The 3,072-nt window shown below is 47.7% G+C and carries 5 protein-coding genes; 2 read left to right on the top strand and 3 right to left on the bottom strand.

What is annotated here, in order from left to right; translation table 11 throughout:
- Nucleotides 1-80 precede the first annotated feature (80 nt).
- Nucleotides 81-233 (bottom strand): hypothetical protein, encoded by a 153-nt coding sequence (locus tag CLOSYM_RS23045; RefSeq protein ID WP_003507830.1) that lies wholly within the window; start codon nucleotides 231-233, stop codon nucleotides 81-83.
- Between the two features lie 119 nt (nucleotides 234-352).
- Here CLOSYM_RS23045 and CLOSYM_RS13615 point away from each other — a divergent pair, with 119 nt between their 5' ends.
- Both CLOSYM_RS13615 and CLOSYM_RS13610 read left to right on the top strand, forming a co-directional pair.
- Nucleotides 353-940 (top strand): hypothetical protein, encoded by a 588-nt coding sequence (locus CLOSYM_RS13615; RefSeq protein ID WP_009298511.1) that lies wholly within the window; start codon nucleotides 353-355, stop codon nucleotides 938-940.
- Nucleotides 941-968: 28 nt separating this feature from the next.
- Complete coding sequence (locus CLOSYM_RS13610; RefSeq protein ID WP_003507835.1) at nucleotides 969-1,247, top strand: hypothetical protein; 279 nt, start codon at nucleotides 969-971, stop codon at nucleotides 1,245-1,247.
- A 120-nt stretch (nucleotides 1,248-1,367) separates the two neighbouring features.
- On the opposite strand, the gene CLOSYM_RS13605 is transcribed toward CLOSYM_RS13610, so the two are convergent.
- Nucleotides 1,368-2,060, bottom strand: coding sequence for an aspartate/glutamate racemase family protein (locus tag CLOSYM_RS13605; protein WP_181900362.1), 693 nt, complete (start codon nucleotides 2,058-2,060; stop codon nucleotides 1,368-1,370).
- A gap of 126 nt (nucleotides 2,061-2,186) precedes the next feature.
- Nucleotides 2,187-2,567 carry a desulfoferrodoxin family protein gene (locus CLOSYM_RS13600; protein WP_003507838.1) on the bottom strand — a complete coding sequence of 127 codons (381 nt, stop codon included), beginning with the start codon at nucleotides 2,565-2,567 and terminating at the stop codon, nucleotides 2,187-2,189.
- Nucleotides 2,568-3,072 lie beyond the last annotated feature (505 nt).

Below are 3,072 nucleotides of genomic sequence, written 5' to 3'. Positions count from 1 at the left end.
CTTCCCCCGGGACGAAAGACTCATATACACCCCCGGCCGCCGGCCGTACCGGCGGCGTCCCCACCTGCCTAATTCAATCTCTATTTTTCCCTGCGTCCTCCCCGGTGCTCTATCCTTTCACCAGGTCTTTTAACGGGTTCTTTTTTCTCCTTCTCCAGTTTTTCACTGCAGGCAAGGCAGTCTTCATCGATTTCGTATACGCTGTTGCCTTCTATTATTAAACGGGTGCTCATTCCCACTTTCCTCCTGTAATTTTCATCGTACTTTAGTATATGCGGTAATTTCCAAAGCGTCGGTATGTTCTATTCTTTTCGTGCATATATTTAGGCAAGGAATTAAGAGGTATTGTCCCATGAGCAATGAACAGACTTTAAAAATGACAGAGCTGGATTATCTGACGGCCGCGCCTCATCTTCAGATGATCAAAGCGGCTCTTCCCTACATCAATATACAGGAACAGCGTATCTTTTCCCTGCTTGTCAAAATCGGTGAACTGGAACGCACCGTTCAGCTGTTTGGAAAAAAAGAAGAAGGAGAACTGGGGATTTGTTCGCTGGAAGAAGATGCACCGGCCTCCCCGCTGGATATGCTGAATGCGATGAAGCCGTACGGAACAGAAGCCGAACAGGATTTCATTGATCTTATCATCAATTTCCTACAGGGCTCCCAGCTATACCAGTCCTATATGGACAGCATGGACGTTCCGGATCAGGAGATTCCACGGCAGGAACCGCGCCAGGAACAGGTACATAATCAGGAACGCAGTCAGAATGAACGCAGCCATGACAGGGATTCCGGAAACGCTTCTTCCCAGAACAGAAGCCGAAACGATCATTTCCGTTTTCCCATCGACCAGATTAAGAACATGCTGCCGCCTGAGCAACAGTCACGGCTGGAAACAGCGCAAATGCTGATGCAGACGTTTCAGCAGTTCTCATAAATCAAAACACCGGAAAGGAACTTAAATTATGAATGAAAACTGGAGACAGGATCCCCGTCTGAAAGGCATGGATGAAAAAAAGCTAAAATATCTTACGGAGCTGGCCGATAAGGCAGGAAAAACGCCTAAGGACAAATTAATGCCGCTGCTGATGAGCATGGCCGCCGGCAATAACGGTTTGGATTTCAATGATCAGGAAACTGAACTCATCGTATCGATTCTGACATCGGGCATGAACCCGGCACAGAAAAAACAGGTTGAGACACTTCGCACCCTCTCAAAGAGAATGGGCGGCGGACGCAGATAAATTCCTCCCGGAATTAAAAAAACGGATATTGCGGCTGAGCGCCTGTAACTGTCCGGCCGCTCCTGTCACACGGCCTCTGTTACGGTTCACTCAGCGCAATATCCGTCTCTGACCGGGGCCTCAGTCCTGAATAGACAGGTATGCGGCCTTTTCGGCATGGATCCTTGTCGTATCAAAAACAGGAAGCTGTGTATCTTCCCGGCTGATCATCATTCCGATTTCCGTACAGCCCAATATTACCCCCTGGGCTCCTTCGGCGGCAAGCTTATCAATTATCGCAAGATACTGCTGTTTCGAAATTTCTGAAACGACACCGCGGCACAGCTCTTTAAAAATCACGTTATTAACCGTTTCAATATCCGGCTGCTCCGGAATGAGTACCTCAATTCCAGCATCGGTCAGTTTTTTCTTGTAAAAATCCTGGGTCATCGTATACTTTGTTCCAAGCAGAGCCACCTTCCGGATCCGGCTCTCCTTCAGCACATCTGCCGTTGCCTCCGCGATATGGATAATGGGAATCTGAATATGCGTCTGTATCTGGGGCACAACTTTATGCATAGTGTTCGTACAGATAACAAGATAATCAGCCCCGGCTTTTTCCAGGTTTACCGCCGCTTCCGATAAGACCTCCCCTGCCTTCTCCCATTCGCCGCCGGCCTGGTATTTCTCTATTTCATCGAAATCTACGCTGTACAGCAGGATTTTTGCAGAATGGAGCCCACCCAGCTCTTTTCCCACCGTCTCGTTTATGATCTGATAGTAGAGAACCGTACTCTCCCAGCTCATTCCGCCGATCATCCCTATTGTTTTCATCCGTTTTCCTCCCTTTGCGCACTGGCCGCCGCCTATGGCGATAACCTGCACGCTCTGCGTACAGGTCACCCCCATCTATAAAGAAAGCAGGAAAACGCAACCGGCCTCCCTGCTCCCAATGTCATATTAGATCTCTTTCTTCCAGAGGCCGTGAAGATTGCAGAATTCATATGCTGCCACAGCTTCATCGTTCGCACTCAGTGCAAATTCAGCCACAGGCTTCATCTCCGGTGTAAGATGCTTAATCTGTACTCCTTCTTTTGTCTCCAGGGCAATCCACTGAATATAATGCTGCTCCATCATAGGATGCTCTACTTCTCCAACCTTAACCGTTACCGCCCTGCCGTCTGTCTCAACTGCCGGTACGTGTTTTTCAACAGCCCCGTCGCTGGTTCCCGGCACAAGCTCCGTCATCTTCTGGCCGCAGCACATAACCGGTACTCCGCTGTTGCGCACATACGTGATGATATTCCCACAATGCTCACAGACATAAAATTTTAATTCCATTTTTGTTACCTCCTGATTTCCATATATTTCTAACTATGTAAATACATTATATTTCCACCGGATGCAAAATACAAGTAATAATCAGGATTTTTCACACATCATTTTTTTCAAGGCTGATTCCGCAAAGAGACAGGAATACTTCTATCGCTTTTGTCTTGTAGCGGCCCTTTTTACAGGTTACATATATCTCGCGCCTTGCCAGCGGGTCGCCGTTCTCCATTCTTTACCGATACAGCGCGCGCGGCCGCAATAACAGCCTTTGTCATTTTTAAACCTGTCTCACGAGATACCGTTATTATATATCTTTCATACATTGATATAAATTGTTATAAATGGATTCATATAGTCAGAACCTGGCGCTTATGATTCCATCCTGCTTATACTGGCACAGTCCGTTACAGTTCAGCCTCCGGCCAAACTGCAACAAATGATGCACAGAAACGGCAGAAAACGCCGTTTCGCGCCGCATATCTCGGGATTTTCGCAAAAAACAGCGAAAACACCT

The organism is [Clostridium] symbiosum ATCC 14940 (genome assembly GCF_000466485.1).
Lineage (GTDB): Bacteria > Bacillota > Clostridia > Lachnospirales > Lachnospiraceae > Otoolea > Otoolea symbiosa.
Note: the sequence above shows the minus strand (reverse complement) of the source record. Positions and strands in the feature narration are given on the sequence as shown.